This window comes from Paenibacillus sp. FSL H7-0918 (genome assembly GCF_038007025.1).
Lineage (GTDB): Bacteria > Bacillota > Bacilli > Paenibacillales > Paenibacillaceae > Paenibacillus_AQ > Paenibacillus_AQ odorifer.
Genome location: NZ_JBBOWJ010000004.1, coordinates 525,759 through 547,688 on the forward strand (window position 1 = coordinate 525,759; position 21,930 = coordinate 547,688).

The 21,930-nt window shown below is 41.5% G+C and carries 20 protein-coding genes; 4 read left to right on the top strand and 16 right to left on the bottom strand.

The window, feature by feature from the left end; all coding sequences use genetic code 11:
- Positions 1-135: 135 nt before the first annotated feature.
- From MHI15_RS27320 to MHI15_RS27330, 3 genes are all read right to left on the bottom strand, one after another.
- Positions 136-1,971 (bottom strand): UbiD family decarboxylase, encoded by a 1,836-nt coding sequence (locus tag MHI15_RS27320; protein ID WP_341165128.1) that lies wholly within the window; start codon positions 1,969-1,971, stop codon positions 136-138.
- 115 nt (positions 1,972-2,086) lie between these two features.
- Positions 2,087-2,608 (bottom strand): serine O-acetyltransferase, encoded by a 522-nt coding sequence (locus tag MHI15_RS27325; RefSeq protein ID WP_036679239.1) that lies wholly within the window; start codon positions 2,606-2,608, stop codon positions 2,087-2,089.
- Positions 2,609-2,870: 262 nt separating this feature from the next.
- Complete coding sequence (locus MHI15_RS27330) at positions 2,871-6,629, bottom strand: alpha-L-arabinofuranosidase C-terminal domain-containing protein (RefSeq protein WP_341165129.1); 3,759 nt, start codon at positions 6,627-6,629, stop codon at positions 2,871-2,873.
- Between the two features lie 224 nt (positions 6,630-6,853).
- Between MHI15_RS27330 and MHI15_RS27335 the strand changes: the two genes are divergently transcribed.
- Entirely contained in the window at positions 6,854-7,441 is a 588-nt protein-coding gene (locus MHI15_RS27335; RefSeq protein ID WP_341165130.1) for a GNAT family N-acetyltransferase, read from the top strand.
- A 100-nt stretch (positions 7,442-7,541) separates the two neighbouring features.
- On the opposite strand, the gene MHI15_RS27340 is transcribed toward MHI15_RS27335, so the two are convergent.
- Positions 7,542-7,991, bottom strand: coding sequence for a MarR family winged helix-turn-helix transcriptional regulator (locus MHI15_RS27340; protein ID WP_254848715.1), 450 nt, complete (start codon positions 7,989-7,991; stop codon positions 7,542-7,544).
- A 196-nt stretch (positions 7,992-8,187) separates the two neighbouring features.
- Entirely contained in the window at positions 8,188-9,225 is a 1,038-nt protein-coding gene (locus MHI15_RS27345; protein WP_076124961.1) for an NADH:flavin oxidoreductase/NADH oxidase, read from the bottom strand.
- Between the two features lie 247 nt (positions 9,226-9,472).
- Between MHI15_RS27345 and MHI15_RS27350 the strand changes: the two genes are divergently transcribed.
- Positions 9,473-9,853, top strand: coding sequence for a VOC family protein (locus MHI15_RS27350; protein WP_076098496.1), 381 nt, complete (start codon positions 9,473-9,475; stop codon positions 9,851-9,853).
- Positions 9,854-9,884: 31 nt separating this feature from the next.
- Here MHI15_RS27350 and MHI15_RS27355 read toward each other — a convergent pair whose 3' ends face one another.
- Both MHI15_RS27355 and MHI15_RS27360 read right to left on the bottom strand, forming a co-directional pair.
- On the bottom strand, positions 9,885-10,535 hold the full coding sequence (locus MHI15_RS27355; protein ID WP_076184305.1) for a suppressor of fused domain protein: 651 nt from the start codon (positions 10,533-10,535) through the stop codon (positions 9,885-9,887).
- A 60-nt stretch (positions 10,536-10,595) separates the two neighbouring features.
- Positions 10,596-11,660, bottom strand: coding sequence for an alpha/beta hydrolase (locus tag MHI15_RS27360; protein ID WP_341165131.1), 1,065 nt, complete (start codon positions 11,658-11,660; stop codon positions 10,596-10,598).
- Between the two features lie 207 nt (positions 11,661-11,867).
- Between MHI15_RS27360 and coaA the strand changes: the two genes are divergently transcribed.
- Both coaA and MHI15_RS27370 read left to right on the top strand, forming a co-directional pair.
- Positions 11,868-12,803 carry a type I pantothenate kinase gene (coaA, locus tag MHI15_RS27365; protein ID WP_341165132.1) on the top strand — a complete coding sequence of 312 codons (936 nt, stop codon included), beginning with the start codon at positions 11,868-11,870 and terminating at the stop codon, positions 12,801-12,803.
- 165 nt (positions 12,804-12,968) lie between these two features.
- Positions 12,969-13,940: a glycosyltransferase family 8 protein gene (locus MHI15_RS27370; RefSeq protein WP_341165133.1), complete on the top strand. Its 972-nt coding sequence runs from the start codon at positions 12,969-12,971 to the stop codon at positions 13,938-13,940.
- Positions 13,941-13,957: 17 nt separating this feature from the next.
- On the opposite strand, the gene MHI15_RS27375 is transcribed toward MHI15_RS27370, so the two are convergent.
- From MHI15_RS27375 to MHI15_RS27415, 9 genes are all read right to left on the bottom strand, one after another.
- On the bottom strand, positions 13,958-15,199 hold the full coding sequence (locus tag MHI15_RS27375; protein ID WP_341165134.1) for an RICIN domain-containing protein: 1,242 nt from the start codon (positions 15,197-15,199) through the stop codon (positions 13,958-13,960).
- Between the two features lie 177 nt (positions 15,200-15,376).
- Positions 15,377-15,697, bottom strand: a complete 321-nt coding sequence (locus tag MHI15_RS27380) for a hypothetical protein (protein WP_341165135.1) — start codon at positions 15,695-15,697, stop codon at positions 15,377-15,379.
- 48 nt (positions 15,698-15,745) lie between these two features.
- Entirely contained in the window at positions 15,746-16,081 is a 336-nt protein-coding gene (locus MHI15_RS27385) for a hypothetical protein (protein ID WP_341165136.1), read from the bottom strand.
- 506 nt (positions 16,082-16,587) lie between these two features.
- The gene (locus tag MHI15_RS27390; RefSeq protein ID WP_076107537.1) at positions 16,588-17,232 is read right to left on the bottom strand and encodes a hypothetical protein; all 645 of its coding nucleotides are present in this window, start codon (positions 17,230-17,232) and stop codon (positions 16,588-16,590) included.
- Between the two features lie 144 nt (positions 17,233-17,376).
- The gene (locus MHI15_RS27395; RefSeq protein WP_076124948.1) at positions 17,377-17,898 is read right to left on the bottom strand and encodes a flavodoxin family protein; all 522 of its coding nucleotides are present in this window, start codon (positions 17,896-17,898) and stop codon (positions 17,377-17,379) included.
- Between the two features lie 21 nt (positions 17,899-17,919).
- Positions 17,920-18,381, bottom strand: coding sequence for an FMN-binding protein (locus tag MHI15_RS27400; protein WP_076281008.1), 462 nt, complete (start codon positions 18,379-18,381; stop codon positions 17,920-17,922).
- Between the two features lie 90 nt (positions 18,382-18,471).
- Positions 18,472-19,050, bottom strand: coding sequence for a TetR/AcrR family transcriptional regulator (locus MHI15_RS27405; RefSeq protein WP_076124944.1), 579 nt, complete (start codon positions 19,048-19,050; stop codon positions 18,472-18,474).
- A gap of 66 nt (positions 19,051-19,116) precedes the next feature.
- Entirely contained in the window at positions 19,117-21,198 is a 2,082-nt protein-coding gene (locus MHI15_RS27410; RefSeq protein WP_341165137.1) for an alpha/beta hydrolase fold domain-containing protein, read from the bottom strand.
- Between the two features lie 204 nt (positions 21,199-21,402).
- A partial coding sequence (locus MHI15_RS27415; protein WP_341165138.1) for an IS3 family transposase occupies positions 21,403-21,930 on the bottom strand: 528 nt, incomplete at its 5' end.

The following is a 21,930-nucleotide window of genomic DNA, read 5'->3' on the forward strand; positions in this document are numbered from 1 at the left end:
CCCCAATATTAATAGTAAATATATACCATACACCCCATAATACCCCTATTCCTTTTTTATTTCATATGAGCAAAATCATTTCACAAACAGCAAATAGGCCTCCTTGGATTCCCAAGAAGGCCGATGAATGTTTCTCTATATCTTAACTCTGCTTAAACTGCCACCTGACGCAAATAATCGTTCGATATGCTTCTGAACGGTTGGGTCTGGGATCAGTGGCGGGGCTTGATGGGGTTTTACCCGAGCATCAATAATCACGTTATCACAGGACCAATGTTTATACTCAGTAGAACTGTTCACTCCATAGATATCATGAGATGGATTACTGCGGGTGAATGTCGCCCATAGGAAATTGTCGATCTTTTCACTCAAAAACTCGCTATCATCACACAAAATAATCATTGGGCAAGAAGGAAGTGCTCCTTGCTCCTGAATAGCTTCACTAAGCTTGTTCATTTCCAGCGCTGCTTCAGCGTAGCTTGTGAATTTAGCACCTTGAAGGGCAACAAGACCAGGCATCACCATTCGTGCATGTTCAAATCCCTGTAATTCTTTCAGCAGGCCTGGCACCTCTGTACATAGCTCTCTTTTCTTATCCCCTACTGCTGCAAAGATCACTTTACTTCCGCTGTTTAATCCTGTGCCGGAATAATCAAGCGTATCAATCGTGGTATTGGTATAGAAATGAATATCTCTATGAAGATTAATCCGCTCTAAGATATACGTCAAGAAATCCTCGATATTATGTGTGCTGATAGGCTGATTCTCTTCTGCTGTAATAAACAAAAACTTAGCTAAACTAAGCTGACCCGTCCCTAAAATCCGGTTAGCAATGGTCAGAATTTCTGCTGGCTGCTTTACTTGCTGATAAGGCGTATAACGTTCACTGCCAATGGCGAACAGCAGGGGATGAACACCCGCAGCATCGACTGCATGAACTTCTTTGACGCCCGGAATTTCTTGGCGGATAGCCCCACCTGTCAGCTCGTGAATTAACTCACCAAACGCGGTATCCTCTTGTGGCGGCCGGCCGACAACCGTAAATGGAAAGATTGCATTTTTTCTGGCGTACACTTTATGTACTCTCATTACTGGGAAAGGGTGAACCAAGCTATAATAGCCTAAATGGTCGCCAAAAGGCCCCTCCGGCTTCGTCTCACCAGGGTGAATTTCACCTGTTATTACAAAGTCCGCATCATTGCTGATACAATAACCATCCACATAGCTATAGCTGAAATGGCGTCCTGAAAGTAATCCTGCAACGATCATCTCACTCATTCCCTCAGGCAAAGGCATAACCGCCGATAAAGAGTGAGCGGGTGGTCCACCGATAAAACAACTTACTTTAAGCGGTTGTCCTTGGCGGTTCGCTTTTTCCTGATGTACGCCAATGCCGCGATGAATTTGATAATGAATGCCCACTTCTTTATTTAATTCATACTCATTTCCAGTCAGCTGCACACGGTACATTCCCAGATTGGAATTCATAATGCCCGGCTTGTCCGGATCTTCTGAATACACCTGCGGCAAAGTTACAAAAGCACCACCATCTCCCGGCCAATGTGTGATTAGCGGAAGATCAGAGATACTAATTTCCTGAAAACCGCTTGGCAGACCCCCTGGCTTTTTAATCGGCAATGCTTTTCTCGCGGATAATCCGGTACCAACATATTTAAATGGATTTTTGAGTGCTTTTACGGGATCGTTGCGAAGGGCAATTACGTTATGTGTGGAGTCCCAAGTACGCCGAAAGATAAACTTACTGCGCTCTAACGTTCCAAAAAGGTTAGATACGGCCCGAAACTTCGAGCCTTTTACATTTTCAAATAATAATGCAGGTCCACCAGCCTCATAAACCTTTAGGTGAATCGCCGCCATCTCTAGATAAGGGTCCACTTCTTCATGAATACGAACTAAATGTCCGTGTTTCTCTAAATCATTAACACACTCTTCTAAATTGCTATATTTCATTTCATTACTCCGATCTCTAGAAGGTTATTACAAGATTACTTGGATGCTTTAATTATACCCTGTAAGATATTAAAATAAAGCGCACGCGTACCCTATGTACTAGAACCTAACGTCTTTATCTTGTATTCTCTGGTTTCGGTTCACTCCGCAATATATTTTTAGCAGGAATACCTACAGCCGAAGCGTTATCCGGCACATCCTTTACCACGACAGACATGGCCCCGATATTAACATCGTTACCAATGACAACCGGTCCAAGAATCTTGGAGCCTACTCCAATAAAAGCTCTGTCTCCAATCACTGGCTCTCCTAAGTTATTTCTCCCGCCAATAGTCACTTGATGAAAAATAGTAGCATGGCTTCCAAGCACCGCTTTAGGACTAATGATAATCCCATTTAAACCATGCGGTAAATGAAGCGCGTCACCAATTTGAGCTTGAGCGTGAAGCTCGCCATTCGCAAGAATACGGACAAAAAGCACATCCATTATCCGATACAAAAGCCACAAAGGTTTTCGCACGATGCCATTCTTCACTCGATAATACACCCAATTTCCATAACGATAAGTAAACAAGGCCATAATCGTTTGAGGATTTTTCAGATTTGCTTTCCAGTCCGTTTTGAATGATTTCATCATTTTATCGTTCTCCTTTTTAGGGGCTAGGGGGTATGCACTGTATTCTGGAGTAATGAAGGCAGCTGTGGAAAAAACATCTGGAAGGATCGCAGACTGGAGGGTCAGTCGGGTGATGTACTTTCACCAGTGTAAGATAGATTCTGAGATTCATCAAGCAAGTGGACAGTTCTCTCTATATAATCATCAACCGATTTAGAGGCTTGTTAAACAACAACACGCGCCGAACAAAAAGATCGGCGCGTGTTGAACAGCATATTTACTATTAAATCAGATCCAGAACAATCACATTCACGGAATTGGCAGCTAGCTTCACAATTGCCGTGTCTTTATCAATTACGATTTCCGTTTCAACTGGTGTAACCTTCTCATCATTTTTTCTGTTCACATTAGGTGTGTGAACCAGCGAGGCGTCTCCGGTTAAGGTAATCCGTTTACCCGTAGCAGCTACTTTTAAGCCTTTTAGATCAAGCTTCGTTGCTTTTTCTACACCATCCGCATTTACAAGCTTCACATAAAGATGCTTATCATCTTTAGTTACGGAATTGTATACCTCTCTGTTATAAGCCTCAAGCTTATAATCCAGTACTTTGCTTGTTACCTTGCCATCTGTATAAGAGCAAATCAAATGTTTGCCATCTGCTCCGCCATAATTAACGGTGATGGTATATTCCGTATGATCCGCAAGCTCTTCATAGCAACTGGCTCTAAGGTTGCCAGCAGCGGTACTAGAGGAATAATCGCCGAGAGTATAAGCCTCAATCCCTTGCTTGTACACCTTGACTCCTGTGGCATCGCCATTATAGCCAATTGCATATTCGATAACATCTTTATTTTCCGGTGAGATTTCTGTCAGACCTGCGCCGACATAGAAGCCATCTTCGCCAGAAGCTTTTTCAGCTACAACCTCTACTTTATAATTAGTCCACGCATCATTAAGGATATACAATCCATTCAATCCGCCATTCTGCGCTTTCAATACCAGACCTTTGGAAGGATCCATCGTATATCCGGCAGAGCCAGGAATCACTTTCCAAGCTTCATCCAGCGGCTGCGTGAAATCTTGATCCAACCATACACTGCCATCTACATTCGAAGTCACTTTCACCCGTTTCACGATCACAGCTGATTTCCCCGCAGCCACTTCAATTCCTCCATGAGGAATGAGGTCTACCTTCTCCCCGTTGCGATAAGTCGAAAATGAGGTGCCAACCACTTTGGTTCCCAGGTATTTAGCATACAGCTGCTGAACATAATAGTTCGGTGTGTACCATACGGTTTCATCATCGAACCAGATGCAATCCGGTGTCCATCTATAGGTGCCATCTGTCAGAACCTTGTTGAACAACGGTGCCGTTGCCGCCAATCTAATCACATCAGAGTTATTCTCGAAGCTGGACATAATCGCCGCCTCAGCAACAGCTCCTGCCAATGTGTTTTTATCTGTGGAAGCATATTCACCCACAAAAACCTTTGAAGTTTCAGCCTCATCCAAGCTGCCGTCTTCCTTATAGGCTCTGTAATAGTAGTTGTAACGATCAGCATTCTCTAACAAATATTCATTGGAACGGTAGTAATGCTCATCCGCAATGGTATCCATGTAGTTCTTTTGTTTTTCGTACCAGGTAACAGTCTCTTCGATGCTCGATGTACCATCCGTAAAGCTGATTTTTTCCGAGCCCTGTAAATTTCCGCTTAGGAATTTCCAACCTTGCTGGTAAGCATCATCATCTGCCTGTGCACCCACGGTAGAGAGAATAGTCAATTCATGATCAGGATAGTTCTTCACCATATACTCATCAATCACTGTTTTAAAATATTCGAAGTTGGCGAAAAACTCTGTACCCCAGTTTTCATTCCCCACACCCAAATAACGCAGATCAAACGCTGCTTCATGGCCCATCTTTTTACGCAATGCAGCCCACTCATTATTGTCAAAATCCATGCTAATCGCAAAATCAATCAGATCCGTAAAGTTCTTCACATAATAATCTCTTAACGCACCGCCAGCTGGATTCGCATAATCCGAACGAGCTTGACAGAGTACGCCGCAGGCCATAACCGGAAGTGGTGTTGCGTTCAAATCCTCGGCTAATTGGAAATACTCCATATATCCAAGACCCATGGTCATCATGTAGCCCCATACGTTATAGTTCTCTTTGCGCAATTCGATATCGTTGACGGACTCTTTCCAATCGTACACGTTCTCCCAAATGTGAGAACCTTCAGAAATACAACCCCCAGGGAAACGCAGGAAGGTAGGATGAAGATCAACGAGTGCATTCACTAAGTCTTTTCGCAATCTATAGTTTGAATTTCCTTTATAGTTAGCATGAGCTGTAGCAGAACGTTCCTCTTCACCAGCGCCCCAAACGTCATCAGGAATTAAGGAAACCATATCAATGGAGATCTCACCGTTAAAGGTTAAAGCCAGCTGACCAAGCACAGTTTCAGATCCTGTTAATACAAGCTTTGAATCGACACCATACTTCTTCCAGCTGCCGTCACCGTTTACTTCAACAACTGCAGTATCGCTGATGGCTTTACCGTCTTTGTCGAGCAATTGCAAGGTAATTGTGCCCGCTGCTTCTGCCTTCGCCCAAATCGTGAAGTTGTACTTGGCATCTTCCTGAATAAACATCGAGCAGTGCTGATTGGAATCGGCAAAACCTCTATTATTAATCGTTGCGCCATCCGCTACCGTCACATAATGCGCATTCATATCTTTATCATCGATGCCGAAGAAATCGTTTAATCCGCCTGTATTATGGACAGTCATTTGGTCTGTATCCCCAGACCATGCGTGAAGAGGTGTATAATTTCTTCCGGTGGAAGCACCATGTACACCACATACATGCGAATAGCTGTCAAAAGCAAAAGATTCGAAGGAGCGATTCTGCACTAGCTCTGCATAGATCCCACCGTCTGCTGCATTGTTAATGTCCTCATAGAATAAACCATATAGAATTTGGCTAACATCCAAAATCTCCTGATTGCCGTCAATCGTTAAGGTGTAAGGTGGCAAATCTTCCGGAAGCACAGACACAGTGAAGCTCTTTTCTACTGTACTAGCTCCCTTTTTCAAATATGCTGTAAGTGTTACGCCTTGAGCAGATTGAACTCCTTTATTCACAACGCCTTCATTAGAAATGACTTTGGTATCGCTGGATACCCAAGATACGTCAACTTTCCCGCCCATCAGCGAAGCTGGCAATTCGATATCTTTGGTAATAATCGAGCTTGGAAAGGTTAAGTATTTATCTTTTGCAAGCTTAACGATATCTTCATCCGTCAAAGATTCGCACATAATTTCAATCACTTCATCTTGAGTTAAGCCTGCTTTATATACACGGAAGTCCGAAATATAGCCGCCAAAATCAACATCTGCCGCGTACTGGGATTTCCCGATTGTATTATTGCTATAATTCAGTTGATCTTCAAAAGTAGCAAACCATGTGCGCAGCTTAGCATATGTGCCACTAGAGGTTTGGCTGATCATGCCATCCGCAACTACTTCACCATTTACATACATCACAGGTCCTGCACTGCTTAGTGTTCCACCTTTTGTGCCTGTAACTGCAAAGGAAACGTGTACCCATTCATCAGTCGCAAAGGATTTCCCTGGATCTGCAATTAAGTCTTCCCCTGCAAAACAAGTGCCCCGCAAATTGCGGGTTACAAAAAGATAAGGTCCTGTTTCACCTTTACCAAAATCAAAAATTCTTTCCCATAAGCTTGAAGCTTTGCTTACATACATCCAGGTCGAAATCGTAATTCCTGTATGGTCACTGACCTCTTTAAGCAGATCGTTAGGTAATGAAATATAGGATGTGCCATGTTCTCCCCCAGCAAGCGAAACAGCTTGTCTACCTGCTACGGATTTAATAGCCGGCAGCTTCGTACCTGAAGCGGTTCCATCATTGCCGTTCCCCGAGAAATCTTGACCTACATCCTCTGGATTATCAAACTTATAATGCGCAATTAGACTACCATTAATAAATTTGTTACCGTTGTCATTTTTCATAGAAGATCACCTGTTATCTTTATAGTAGAAATCTTAAAAACCTAACCAAATTAGTTCATTGCCGTTTATACGAAACATAATAACATATTTTATAGTCAATTAATATATTAACCAATTAATATTTATGTGAAATAAAAGAAAACATTTTTTATAATCAAATATTACCAAATCAATCAATTGTTTCATGGTAAAATATCTGTTAGTTAATAAAGGAGTGGGGAAAGTTGAGCGAGGTTGTGAATGAAGAGGCCAATTCTAGTGATTTATTTACGATTGATTGTAAAGATATTTTTCTGCGGGAGTATAGCGTGGAGGATTTAGAGGAGTTTCATGCGCTTACTCTACAGCCTGAAATTATTGAATTCTTGCCAGATTGGAATGTTCCTAAAGAACAACGGTTGGACTGGTTAATAAACTATGAAATAAAAGAGAACCAGCAGTTTCTTCAAGCGATCTCAGCGGGCGGAGATATCGGAGAGCTTCGTCTTCGTTTAGGCATTATTTTAAAAGAGTCCGGTGAGTTTATTGGTTGGTGTTGTACAGGAATTAAAGATGAATTGCCTGTTCCTAACAGAGAGATTATGTATGCCATATCCAAGGTTCATCGCGGTAAAGGCTACACTACTCAAGCTGCCAAGGGATTAATTAAGTATTTGTTTGATAATAGCTCTACCGATGTATTAAACGCCATTGCTCTGAAACACAATATCCCGTCTAATAGAGTCATTCAAAAATGTGGTTTCGAGCTTCTTGACGAGATTACAATTGAACATGAAGACTATAATTATTACCGGCTTTCCCAGCAACAGTAGAATGAACAGGTAGGATGTAAATAGCGCCCCACACTAAAAAACCTCTGTATGGGAAATGGAGATTCGGTCCATTTACCAAAACAGAGGTTTTATTGTGAATTCATGACTGTTGCTTCATGCGAAGCATTTGATCCAAAAGCTCTTTCACATCTTTTTCCGGAAAAGCTGCAAGCAGGGTCTCTTGAAAGGTATCTTGTGCACGAAGGAGCTTGTCTTCGCCAATGGCAGTCAAGGCAGTATAGATACTTCTGCGATCAGCATCACACGCTTTTCTTTCTAAAGCGCCACAGCCTTTGGCCTCAAACCGACTAACCAGTCGGGAAACTGCGCTCTGGCTTAAACCCACCATAGCTTCGAGCTTCTGCAATTTCAGTTTCTTCTCCGGCGCTTCCGACAAAAATAACAGCAAATAAAATTCTTTTAAGGATAAGCCATGTTTGGCTTGTAGATTAGCTTCCAATTCATTCGTCACATTCATTTGTATATGCGTTAACGTCAACCAACTCGTTATAAGTTCATTGTTAAGAATGTCGCCCATTTTATTATTCATCTCCCGGGTGTATGGCTTTTCATGATTTTTTCCTTCTATATAATAGTACTACAATCCACAACCATACATAAAGTATAGGTTCGATACTTATACTTTATTTTATTTTTAAAAAAAGGAGAGACCGTTTCTCCAAGAAGCCGGCCCCTCCACACTTTACAATTATTTTGTTTAGACTTCACACTATTTAAATTAGTCTTTACCCATTAATTCTTGGAAACCCGAAAGAATATTGTCTGGGAATACCCGCATCTTTCTGAAGCTCAACCCCTGCTTCCAGCGTCCAGTATGGATTTCTCAACATGCCCCGGCCCACGGCAACAAGATCAGCTTCCTCATTCCCAATCACGGCATTAGCAAGTACAGGCTCATCCAATCTGCCAACCGCAATAACCGGAACATTCAAGCCATACTTGATTTCTCTGGCCAAAGGAACCTGATAAGCTGCATGCGTCCCTGGTTTCCCGGCAGCTGCGATAGGACCTTCACCACCTGCACTGATATGGAAAATATCTGCGCCTGCTTCTTTGTAAGCTTTACTAAATTCCAAGCTTTCTTTGATACCGTACCCGCCCTCAACATATTCTTGAGCGGAGATACGCATAATCAATGGCATTCCTTCCGGCATTTCACTTTTTGCTGCGCGAATAACTTCTGTACCAAACAGTGTTAAATCCTTGCCATATTCATCTGTTCTTTGATTGGTTAGAGGGGAATGGAACTGATGAATAAGGTAACCATGCGCTCCATGAAGCTCGATAACATCAAATCCCGCTTGTATCGCCCGCTTCACGCCCAACCGGAATTTCTCAACCATAGCTTTCACTTCTTCAGTTGTTAAGGCACGTGGTGTTTTGGAGTCAGCATCAAAAGGAACGTTAGAGGAGGATACAGGAACTGCTGCATCTTCTGCTTTACGTCCGGCGTGTGCAATTTGAATACCTACTTTAGCGCCATAAGAATGACAAGCTTCAACGATTCTAGCCAGTGCAGGAATTTGCTCATCAGACCAAATACCAAGATCAAAATCAGTAATCCGGCCATCAGGCTCCACGTCCGTCATTTCAATAATAATTAATCCGGTTCCGCCAACAGCGCGGCTTACGTAATGATTATAATGCCAATCCGTAGCAATTCCGTCTTTGTTAGACACTGAATACTGACACATTGGAGGCATAACCACGCGGTTCTTCAGCTTCAAATCCTTCAATTCATACGGGGTGAATAAGTCCTTCATGATATCTCTCCTCTTTATAAAAAACTAAGTATAGTATGATCAATGCTTCCAGTGAACATGAGTTTCTAAGTTCATCTTATATAAAATATTTATAAATGCATGCTCATGCATGTATATTATTATAGAATAGCGATGATGTCAACCGTGAATAATCTTCTGCTAAATGGAAACTCCGTGTATTGTTGAAACTTCTATCTTAAGGTAATATATGGATATCTATTTTTTCTTTGAAAGGATGACCTCACTCGTGGACAAAAAGCTCTTACAATCACATAGTATTTTCCCTACGTTGAATATTGAGCAAACCGCTGCCTTCTACAGCCAGTACTTAGGTTTTAAAGCTGTGCCCTATTTAGATACACAAGAACCACATCTTTGTTTGTATCGTGACGATACAGAGATTATCCTTACGCAATCCCATGGACAAAAGGTCATTCCCAATCGAGAGTTGTACGGTTATGGATACGATGCCTATTTTATTACGAAGCAGCAAGAAGAGTTGGAGAAGGAGTTCGAAGCCGCCGGTGTTCATATTGTTCGTTCTTTATCAAACACCGATTATAATAACAAGGAATTTGTGATCGAAGATGTGGATGGTCGCTGGATTGCTTTTGGAATCAAAAAATAAAAAAACGGCTCTCAGCCGTTTTTTCTTGTATTTAAAAGAGTCCCCATAACTTCTTACAACTATTTTTACGGGAAGGATCCAAAACATCCGTAACCCCAATCTTATTTAACTTGTGTAGTAACTCTTCCTCGCTATGCTTGATTTTATAATCTAACTCCTCCCCATAGAGCGGAATTAACGTATAAAAGTGCACCACTTTCTCATGGGTCATTTCTAAATTAAAGAAACCGGCTTTATCTTTTACATCTGGAACCCAAACGAACATCCCTTGAAATCCTGTATCCTCACTATAAGGCTGGGCGGGATTCCCGTTCACAAGCGTATGCCCCATATAAAGCCATGTATTATATTCATGCGGAAACCTAGCCATTGTTTTCAGGGCTCGAATCGGCCAATAATTCCGTTCATCCTTAAACGCCTCATCCGACAGCTTCCAGGTAGGAGGGAGACAAATCATTAGCTCAGCATATTGATATTCTTCTGCACCTTCTGGCACCGTCATCGGTAATTCGCTCATTCCAGAAGTAATTAAAGTATAGAAGTTCCGCTCAGGCGTCGGATCAAGAATTAGAATATCTATCGACAGAACACCTGAAATAATTTCTTTAAAAACATTATCAATAACACCTATGTATTTTTCAATATGATTACATATTTTCTCATTAGACTGAGCAGAATGCATTCATAATTCCCTCCCTTATATATGTTTATCGGTATAAACAAAGGAGAGTTTATTGCTAATTCACAGAATTTCTTCTCCACTACCATGGATCTCACAAAAATCTTTATGAACCCTACTAATTAATGCCGAATAACCTTGCCCCTGATCTAAAAGATGCTCCAAAAGGAACTTACTTATAAGCTCATTTAGGCAAGTATGAATTTCACAGGTTCTTTGTTTTAAATTCTCTCCTTCCTCATAAAGGGGCAGATCGCTAAATGACATATGTGTAGCCTTTCGTATTTTCAGAAAAGATTTATATCCGTTCCAATTCTGAAAAAGCGCCTCTTGTCCTTTGATGAAATCATTTGCCAGTTTCTCCTGTAATATATTACTTAAGGATTTTAAGGTCGAGGCCTTTTGCCTTAATACAAGAAGCGGCACAGTATTGTTCTTCTCTTCATTCTCAATATATAAGTGCATGCTTGCATCTAATAAAATAGCAGCTTTAATTCTATCGTCTTCCATAGTTAAATCTAATGCAGTAGCACCGCCGATGGAATGGCCGATAATACCAATCTTATTCATATCAAATAAGCCCTTCACATCTTTATCCATAGAATTAAGCGTGGACAGGTGATCCAGAACGTATTGGATATCTTTTTTTCGAATGGAAATTAAGTTATGTAAATCGGTATAATCCGCAGCTTTTATTTGCCTCATGGCTTCGGATTGATTAATAAATTCTCCACTAGGGCAAACAGTAAACATAGCTTCGTACGCAGCACTGACCGTTACCACGATGAAACCTTGCTTGGCCAGCGCTTCTATATTATAAATATACATATCTCTATCTAAACCTAATGCAGGTGAGTAGATGATGACTGGATAGGAGCGTTTGGATTTGCTTTGAAAGGTCCGATCGCTGATTGAGGTAGATAATGTATTTATGATTTCCATGTTCATGCCAATATCTTGTAGAAGATCTCTCGCCTGTTGTTGACAGGGCCCGAAAAGCTCCATATATTTCATTGCAGATGCGTTTTTATTTAATACACCCTCTGTATCCGGATAATAAATACTTATAACTATTTTCCTTCCCTCTGACTCTTCTTGGAACGTTTCCGTGCGTGTGTAATCCTTCAATAATTCAACTTTTCGAAAAACTCCCATTGCCCCACCCCATTTTTCCTAATATTCTATATTTTAATTGATTTTCCCATTTACTGAAATGCAATCTCCTTAATGTCCATAATAATGTCGATTACAATGAATGGAATGAAGCTGTATGAACGGTTATAATACCTAAGTGCATAAGAAATCTCTAAAAACTTCAGGGATGTGGAAAATTTAATGGTGAATAATTCAGCATATACACTTTATTTACGTGAGGATTGGAAAAAACTAAGCGATTTCACCGCTATCCAATTATCAGAAGAAGAACTTATGGAAGTCCAAAGTATTAATGAAAAAATCTCCAGCGAGGATGTTAACGAAGTCTATCTTCCTCTGTCCAATTTACTAAATCTGCAACTTCTATCTGCTCATAAATTTAATGAGTCTATAAATCACTTTCTAAACAATGATCTAAAAAAAGGTCCATTTATCATAGGTATCGCGGGAAGTGTCGCTGTTGGTAAAAGCACTACGGCCAGACTCCTACAAAAACTCCTCTCACAATTACCTTCCCATCCAAAAGTGGATTTAGTTACGACTGATGGGTTTCTACATCCCAACGCAGAGCTGGAAAAGCGCGGTATAATGACGAAAAAGGGCTTTCCTGAAAGCTACGACACACGTAGTTTAATTTCTTTTTTAACGGATGTGAAGTCTGGGGTGCCGCGGGTCCAAAGCCCTGTATACTCTCACTTAACTTATGATATTGTGCCAGATGAATATATTACGATTGTGAATCCGGATATTCTAATTGTTGAGGGCTTAAATGTTCTTCAGACTGCGATTACAAATAATCATAATATGCCTAACTATTTTGTATCTGATTTCTTTGATTTTTCTATTTATGTGGATGCTGATGTGAACGATATCGAGACATGGTACATTGATCGGTTTATTAAGCTCAGAGATACTGCCTTCCAAGATGAACAATCTTATTTCAAAAAATATGCACAGCTGTCTCTAGAGGAATCTATTGAAATTTCAAAGCGGATCTGGAAAGAAATAAACTACGTTAATTTGCAGCAAAATATTCTGCCCACCCGAAATCGTGCGGATCTTATAATGCATAAGGACAACAATCATCACGTAGATCAAATTAAGCTGCGAAAATAAAGATTGAAGTCCTTAGCCGACCAAGTTGCTGAGATTCAGCACTTGGTTTTTTGGTGCTCACATGAAATTGGGTGAATATTCTGGGTTTAATGTCTCTGTCCTCTGATCAAGGCGAACGTATACTGTGGTACATTCGTACACAAACGTGAAGAGAGGATAAATCAAATGATCGATATCGCCTTGGCTTTTCAAGATAAGGATGGGAAATATGCTGAACATGCCGGAGTCGTTCTAGCGTCAATTTTTCATCATACGAGTTCCCCAATTCATATTCATATTTTACATGATGTTTCTTTAAGTGAAACTAATAAGCGCAGGCTTAGCGCATTAACTACAAAACATAATCATACCCTTAGCTTTTATTCAATCACTATGCCTGATGATCTAACTCAGGTGCTAGCCAATGTTAACTCCATTAATGTATGGACGCAGGCATGTATGTATCGATTGCTTCTTCCTGCACTAATACCCGTGGACAAAATCATCTATCTGGACTGCGATGTATTAGTGAATATGGACATTACTGAATTATGGCAGGTTGAACTGAATGACAAGTATTTGGCTGCAATTTGGGACCAGGGAATTAGAGAGGTTGCTCATATTGTGAGCGCTAAGGGATTAAATCCTGATCTTTATTTTAATTCCGGAGTGATTTTATTTTCTTTGCATAATATCCGCCAGAATACCAACTGGTACGAAGAAATGCTAACCTTCCTACGTACCTTTCCTGATGTCACCATGCCAGATCAGGATGTTCTGAATGCAGTTTTTGGTGGGAATTACCTCCCCCTTGATATCCGTTTTAATTCGTTCAACACAAACATTCCGGACCATGATTTCACTAACAAAATCATCCATTTTGCCGGAGATGATAAATGCTGGAATAAAGATTCCGCGGGTTCATCCCTATATCAGCAATTCCTAAAGCTAACCCCTTGGAGAATCACCAGAGCCAAAATCAGACGAAGAAAACGGAAAAGCAGCCCTTTAAAACCACACCTCACCCGAAAAAGAAACAAGCAGAAAATAAAAATTGTTCAGTTGAACTTAACCCCTATTCTTTTAGCCGATTTAAAACAAATTAGACCGATTAGACCGATTAGACCGATTAGACCGATTAGAAAAAGCCCCATTTGATATGGGGCGGCATTTCTTTAGTTCACTTTTGTAAAAAACCATTTCTGAGCATCACTCCCGTTATCCGTCCACTGCTGAACTGCTGCACCATCGGCTGTTGATGCTCCGGATACATCCATGGCTAATCCGCTCACTTTTGAAATAAGCTTATAATAGCCCCCTCCAACATCAATAATGCTCCATCGCTGAGCGTTGGTACCATTATCATCCCATTGCTGCAGCTGTATACCGCTCGCGGTTGATGAGTTCGGCACATCCAACACTTTTCCACTATGCACTGCCGTAAGCTTGTAATAACCGTCGCCTGTACTCTCCACTTTAAATTTCTGATTATTGGCAGTGTAATTGGTCCATTGCTGCATTTTCGCCCCGCTTGCTGTGGATACATCCACTACGTCCAGAACCTTGCCACTAGCCTTGTCAGCTAAAGTGTAAATCCCACCACTAACGATGCTTGAGGTAGGCGCAGCCTGATACACACGTACGTAATCAACCAGCATTTGAGCTGGGAAAGCAGTTGAAGCATTTGGACTTCCCGGCCAATTTCCACCCACGGCAAGGTTTAGCAGGATGAAGAAAGGTTTCTGGAACTCCTCCGTATTTCCGGTTCCGTTCTCAATATAAAAAGCATTAAATGGGTTGCCGTCTACAAACCATCTTATATAATTCGCATCCCATTCCACGCTGTACACATGGTACTGTGAGAAATCGAGGTTACCAGACACCTGACCGTACTCGGCATGCCCATTGGCATCCCAATGTACCGTCCCGTTAACAAAAGCATTATTGTTCACACGCTCCATAATGTCCGTTTCCCCAGATTTCGGCCAACCCACTGAATCAATATTCGCCCCAAGCATCCAAAATGCTGGCCAGAGTCCCTGTCCTGAAGGCAATTTGATTCTAGCTTCGATTTTTCCGTAGGTGAAGCTTTTGAGTCCCTGTGTTTTGATCCGTGCAGAGGTATAATTCATCCCCCCGTACGACTCCTTTTGTGCAGTAATCACTAAATTCCCACCCGTTACCTGCAGGTTCTGCGGACGACTGGTATAATACTGAAGCTCATTGTTTCCCCAACCCCCGCTGCTACCCGTACCTATTTCCGCCGACCAATTATTAGTGTTCAGAGAATTCCCATCAAATTCATCGCTCCATGCCAGATTCCAGCTTGATGCCGCGCTTGAACTCCCTGTAGGTACCCAAGCAATTAAGAGGGTGAACAGCAGAAATAGACTTAACATTTTTCCTTTTCGTAACATCGTCTTTTCCTCCTACTGATTTCATTGCGCGGCGCGCTCGCACATTTGAAACCGGTTTCGAATAATGGATAAAACAAAACGTTATCCCATAAACAGCTATAACAGCCAGAGTCAGGTTAACGCCTCGCTTCATTTGATGTGTACGTCTTTTCTAAACGCAATATGCCAACATTTCGATTAAAGGGACCATTTTCCATAGTTCTGCATGCTTAATGTCCAGGTTTTCTCTGCGTCTTTTACCGTCGCCATACTCTCTGAGAGCGTCCATGCGATACCAGCATACTGATCCTTATGATGGTCAAGGAATGATTTCCAATGTTGTCCCCCGTCTATCGTTATATATAACAATGTATGTTCATTTTCATTTTCAGCGGGCCGAGTAATTAAGATTCCTTGATCCTTCGTAAGAAAGAGGGGAGGATAAGCATAGATTTGCGAGTTTACTAACTCATCCGGCACTGTGACAGTCTGTTCACTCCAGGTAACTCCACCATCCATTGTTTTATATAAACCAACTTTTCCCTGCCAAGGCGCATTCGTTGTAATCTAGCCTTCTTTTTCGTTAACAAAAGTAATTCCCGATTTCACTCCGCTAGGAATAGTACTTCCTGCTTGTAAGCTATCCCCAATCTCCTTCCAAGTCTCTCCCCCATCACTAGTTGTATAAAGCTCCATATCTTCACGTGACATTCCTTGAAAATGATAGACTGCTTTCCAACCTATATTTTTGTTGAGGAACACAGTATCTCCTCTGCGGTTATCTGAAGAATCAGGAGAAGGAGAAGTTTCCTGATTAGAAGTTGGATGAGGGATGGGAGTGGAATTAGAACAACCCGATGCTATCACTGCAGCAATTAGTAGAATTGAAACTAGATATTTCATCTTGTACCACGCCTTCATTTATTTTTCTAAAAAAGTATAGTGGTGCTGTACATATAGCTTGGTCCGCAAACGTATTCCGTAAATGAAATTTTATCCTAAACTATCTGAAAAGTATTGACAGTTTCTTTATATAATCCAGCAACACCAAGGCCTATCGGACCGAGGAGACGTTATTGGTTCATTTTCAAGAGAATTCTTCTGTTAACGGACTGAGATGCAACTATTTGGCTAATCCTCCTACTTTTATAGGCAATAAACAGACAATAAGTGCTATACGGTCCGCGAGTTCGGTAAATGGAGCTAAAAAGCAAAGATAAGCGCTATACAGTCCGTAGATGATGTGAACGAAACCTTCAAGCAGCAGGTTATCAGCTTAAAGCTATCAGCTCAAAGTAGATATGAATGAATTCATCAAGCAAGGATCTACTCTTTGAATGTCAAAAGAAAAAGAAACGGCATTTCTGCCGTTTCTTTGGGTTATGGATGGTCAGGACTCAGAGCCTGTTTTACTCCAATCCATGTTCTTTGCGGATGTTATACATGCCTTGAACAAGCAGTTCGGATGGATCCCGGTTCAATTGCAAATGAGTCAGCAACAGATGAAGCGGGAATGCGCATACGTTATTCCCATCGGTGATCGCTGGAAATCCAGCCTCGAAGACTGGTCCCAATTTCTCGTTCCAAGCTAGCCCGACATGCACTTTTTCTGGAGCAAATTCTTGGGTAATTTCCTCAATACAAAGCGGAACTAACACATTATCAATGATCCCTTTTGCTTCTTCTTCACTTGCTGGTGGTTTTGGAAGTGTTTTGCCTCCCTCAATTTTCATCAGCTCAACGAAGAATGAGGCCATCCATGCTGCCGGATCCTTACCCGACTGGAATCTTGCAATTAACTCGCGCAGAAAAAATCCGCAAGAATACACCTGATCTAATTCAGTTTTCACGTGAAAAACAAAAACAGGGCCGTAGGCTTCCATGTTCAATACTTGTCCTTCAACATCTTTAAAGTGTACTCTCAACGCTACAAGGCCGTTATGGTGAACAGCCTTTAGCAGCTGCGCCATATCCTCTTCAGACATTTCTGTATTATCATTTACTTCCTCATTCTCATTTGTTATTTCATTTTCATTAGTCGTCTCATTGTTCATTTTATAATTCCCTCCCATACCTATCATACCATCTAGCGAATTGAAGGAACACTTTATAATAGAACAATTTCTACCAGATTGCAGAGAAAACAAAAAAAACGGCAGCTTTGCCGTTTCTCTGTTCGTCTCGCTGGAGCTTAAAAGCTAGATCATATCCCTTACTTTCTTCACTATTTTTCCAGTTAATTGATTAATATCGCCCTCATTTAACTTATAAGCTGAGGTATCTTTACGTGCAGGCTTGTGATCTGCTGATATCAGATCTGCGATATGCTGCTCGATGAATACAACAGGGTCTGCTCCAGTTCTTTTTCTAAGCTCCCCTGGCACCTTCGGATTTGGACCGTCAGCTCCACCATTGATTGAAAGGTAACCATACTTTTGCGGATTTTTCTTCAAGTACTCTAAATAGGCACGGAGCGGTGTGGCCACTTTCCCCATCCAAACCGGTCCAAAAAATAGGATAATATCATATTTTCCTATTTGCTCAGGCTTCGGTTGAACCAACGGTATCCTGTCAAAAATCATATCAAAGGTAATCCTACCGAGTGTTCGGGGTTTAGCTTCCGAGATTCGGATATATTCAGCCGACAACGCTTTCGCCACACTCCTTGCTAATGCTTCATTATTACCTGTGAATGAATACGAAATGACTGCAATGTTCATATAAATTCTCCTTAAAATGAATTATTTCGTCTCCGCCTGCAGTAGGGCATTTTCGAGTGCCTTAAGATGTGTTTTAGAGGTAAGCGTTGCCCCGCTGATAACGTCCACCTGAAGAGACTGCGATTCAATCACATGACCAAACAAATCACCAATGCTTAGCCCACCCTTCAGTTCAGCAGGGTTCCCTGTTTTGTCCAAGGCACCTTTGAGTATTTTGATATCTGACAGCCGTCCAGCAGATATTATGGCCTTCACCTTGGTATCTCTGGAATGATCTTTGATGCCAATGTATTCCCCCACATAGCTGCCCTCCCGCAGTTTCTGTATATCTATGGCGTGGATAGTAAGCTGCTGAACTTCATGCCTTCCCGGAGCAGATAAGAGAATACCACCTATCCAACCTATGACTGTAATCCCGCATAGAATGCTGAGAACAATAATCCATTTATTGAATTTTCGCTTTTTTCCTCTTCTCTTACTCACCTGCTTGCCTCCTTCCTTTTGATTTAAAATTTGAATGAATATTTAATAATTCATTCATTTCACTAAAAAAAAAACTGCACCATAAGTGTATTAGGGGCAGTCTGTCAAACCCTTCATAATTAGTTCCAGCATATTGTCCAAAAGTTGTGGAAAATACTCCAGCCCGATTTCTTCCTTGTGGGTTTCCACATTAATCATTGCGCCGAAGATCATCATAATCATTTTACTATCCATATCGCTGCGCATTTTACCATCGGCTTGCCACTGCTTAATGATTTCATGGAAGCTATCATACAAGAAGTCGTTTACCTGAATGTTGGTTTCTTCCCGGTACAACTGTTCGATTTTTGCGAAAACACTTTTGTTATACCATTCCTTAAGAATGGGGTTGGCTATCATACCTTCCAAATTAAGCACCATCATCTGCCGTATTAGTGCTAATGGGCTTTGGCTCATATCGAGCGATTGCATACAGCTTTTTTTGAGCTTTTCGTTTTCCTCTAAAAAAATATCCATAAAAAGCTTTTCCTTAGAGGGATAATAGTTGTAAAAACTTCCTACAGCTATTCCAGCCATTGTGGTAATGCCAGAAACATTCGTGTCTTTAAAGCCTTTATTGCTAAATAGCTCCTTCGCACATTCGTATATCTTTGTTTTTTTGTCTTCCACTTTTCGTCTCTCCGTGAATGAATAATTATTTTTTCATTCATATCATAGTGTTAACAGCAGAATATGTCAATGCACAAATAGATCACCAAAAGCATCAACATCCTTAGCCGAACCAATGCCGCTGTTATATTCCACCCAGCCCTTACGCCCCTCACCATCATTGTCATTGACCAATAACGAAAATTTCAGCTTCATTCCTGGCTTCACCTGTACATCGTCGGATTTTAGTTCACGCCAGGGAATGGCTAGTTCGTAGCTGGTTTTTGAATCTTTACGTTCCACGGCATACTGTAATTCTATAACATCACCCAAATTAAACCTCTTTGGTGCCAACCAGCACCATTTGAGTAATTCGCCCGTATCTCCGCGAGCCACACCGAGTTCATGGTACTCAGAAGGCACCGTTCCATCCCCGTTGGCAATGCCAATTCCAATCTGGATGCTGTCCCCACTCCAGATGGCATCTCCTGATGCTGACTGTGCATGATAATCATCGATAACTTCTACCCCAAGGTAAAGATTGTCGGCATCCCATGCTAAGGAACCCTTGGCGCTGAGATCCTGCTCTCCTTGCCAGCCCATGATTTTGACATCCTTCACATCAAAGGGAGCTTGATTCCCCCAGTCCGACAAGTTGCCATCGATTTGGACAGGCGGACTGAGTTTCGGCAACAGAAGCACGTTAAAAGAATCAACTGTCGATTGCAATAAGGTACCTATATCATTAAAAACTTTAAGCGACCGCTGGCCTCTTGCCAGCTCAGGAATCTCAAGACGAACGCTCTTACCCGGCTCCAGATTTTCCACAGTCGAAGCATAAGTACCTCGGGTAGATCGTCCCGTCTCATAATCAGCTTCCACTGAACCGCTGAAATTGCTTGTAGACTGATTAGTAACATCCATGTAGGTTTTTATCTCCTTAGTAGACTCCTCATAAAAAGTCTCGTAATACACTGCCAGCGGATCGATTACGTTGATATTCATAGTGAAGCTTGATGCCACTGTAGGATCTGCACCCCGAGAGACGAACAGCGAATCGTTTCCGCGCACCAAGCTTTCCGGAACCTGTATCCGCAGCGAACCTTCGTCTTCTCCACTAAGCAGCCATCCCTCTGGCAAATCGATATTAAGCGGCTCCTTCGATGCGCTGCGATAAGCTTCAGGCAGCTTAATATCAAAAGCAGAACCAGAAGCAACCGTGATCCCCGAATTTTCCGGAAGACTCGCAAGGTCCGAACTGTTCATGACATTCCACAGAAAATGTGCTGTTGTCTCCATAATTTCATCGATGTATTTTTCATTTTTATAATCATGTCCGACTCCCTCCAGCGTGAGCAGATTATGATAAATACCTTTCTCTTTCAATTGAGCGGCTAGGTCAACACTTTGCTGGTACGGCACCATTTTATCTATCGTTCCATGAATAATTAGGACAGGCGGCAGCTTGCTGTCAGCACTTCTTGTCAGTTCACCACCATAAATATCTATAATGGAAAATACAGACTTAACCAGGGAGGGATCTCTTGCTAAGGATAGATTCACAAAGTTCATGGCCAGATGACCTCCTGCTGAATCTCCGCCAATAACTATACGTTCCTTGTTCAATCCATAAGTCTCCGCATGCTCATTAACCCATTTGATCACATCATTTATATCCTCATTCGCATCATTAAGTGTGCGAGTAAAATTGAAAAACGGATCTTTTTTTAGCCTATAATCAATAGCGAGAACAGCATATCCCCGTTTTGCCAGGCCTTCGGAAAAATCTGCTGCATCAGACTTATCCCCTCCGGTATAACCTCCGCCATGAATAAAAATAAATACTGGCCTCTGTTTGGTATCGTCTCCAATGGGCTGGTACAAATCGAGCTTCAGCGGTTCTTCAGCATCCGTCTCGTTTTTCTTACTTGCATACAAAATATCGTGTTTCACTGTAACTTTATATGCGGGATCCAAGTACTGCACCGGAGTTTCTCTGTTATTTACAGTAACGTTAGCCATTGTTGTGTTAGTATCAACAGTACTCGTAGGCAGCACTTCCTGCACTTGCTTCTCCGAGGCGCTGTTATTTTCCCGGTGATTCAGCAGCAACCATGAACCTAATACAATAAACAGAATAAGAACAACATAAATAGGCCTTCGCTTCATTAGGACAACCTCCCAGAATGATTTTGAAACCAAAAAAGTAACATGATGCCAATAACATCATTCTAGAATTCAAGATAGCGTTTAACAATTATGTATTCCTTCGTGAATTAGGTTTAATATTACGAACTTATAATAAAAAAAGAGGACATCCATAGGTTGTGAACTGCACCCCGTCAAGTAGACAGCAAAAAAAATAAAAGTAGTTTAAGCGGCCTTAGTCCTAAATTCAATGGGACTGAGGCCGTTTAGTTTTGCCTGTAACCGTTCGTTATTGTAAAAATGAATGTAGGTATCAATATCTGTTTGGAGTTCTTCAAAGGTCTGGTAGGAATGTAAGTAGTACTTCTCACATTTCAATGTTCCCCAGAAGGATTCCATCGGCGAATTGTCAATGCAGCAGCCTACTCGGGACATGCTTTGCTTCAGTTCTGCATCGTCCAGCATCTTTTTAAAATGCAGAGAGGTATACTGAAAACCACGGTCGCTATGGAGTAAGGTTCGGCTCTCCGGTGCTGCCTTCAAAGCTAATTCCAGTGTGTTAAAAACTAGCGAATTATTATTGGAATGACCCAGAACGTAAGCAACAATCGACTTGTCATACAGATCTTTTATTGCACTTAAATACGCCTTCTTGCCGTTTCCGTATTTGAATTCCGTTACATCCGTTACCCATTTTTGGTTTGGAGCTTCAGCCTCAAAATTACGGTTCAGCACATTCTCTGCAACCTGCTG